Here is an 806-nt window from a genome sequence, read left to right on the forward strand (position 1 = left end):
ACCCCGCTGACCAACAGCATCACTGGCGTCACCGGTGGCAACTACGAGCATCTGGAAACCGCCGGTACTCCGACCACCGTCGTCGCCGATGATCCGGCTCGTCTGGACACTACTGGCCTGACCCTGTCCGCCACCGGCTCCGTCCAGGAAGGCGGCAACATCGTATACACCGCCAAGCTGACTAACCCAGCTGGCACTGAGATGAAGATCACCCTGAGCAATGGTGAAACCATCACCATTGCCAAGGACGCCACCGAAGGTTCCGTCACCTTCGCAGCGCCGAAAGACACCGTGTACGTAGATGCCGGCAGCGTCAGCGTGACCATCACTGGCACCACTGGCGGCGATTTCGAGCACCTCGAAGTAAGCCCAACTGCCGCGGTTACTGCGGTTACCGACAGCATCGACACCAGCACCGTGACCCTGACCGCTACCGCTAGCGCGGTAGAAGGCGGCGTAGTCACCTACACCGCGAGCGTCACTGCTCCGGTCACCGGCGCCCCGCTGGTCATCACTTTGGCTAACGGTCAATCGATCACTATTCCGGTCAACGCTTCGAGCGGCTCGGTGGACTTCATCGCACCGAACAACGTGTTGAACACCAACACCCCGCTGACCAACAGCATCACCGGCGTCACCGGCGGTAACTACGAGCACCTGGAAACTGCGGGCACGCCGACCACCGTCGTCACCGATGACCCAGCGCGCCTGGACACCACCGGTCTGACCTTGTCAGCGACTGGTTCCGTTCAGGAAGGCGGCAACATCGTTTACACCGCCAAACTGACCAACCCAGCCGGCACCGA

The 806-nt window shown here is 61.7% G+C and carries 1 protein-coding gene; it reads left to right on the plus strand.

The annotated features are described in order from the left end of the window. The coding region (locus tag DM374_RS32605; protein WP_177431650.1) for an immunoglobulin-like domain-containing protein at positions 1-806 on the plus strand (806 nt) is incomplete at both ends.

This window comes from Pseudomonas huaxiensis (assembly GCF_003231275.1).
Taxonomy (GTDB): domain Bacteria; phylum Pseudomonadota; class Gammaproteobacteria; order Pseudomonadales; family Pseudomonadaceae; genus Aquipseudomonas; species Aquipseudomonas huaxiensis.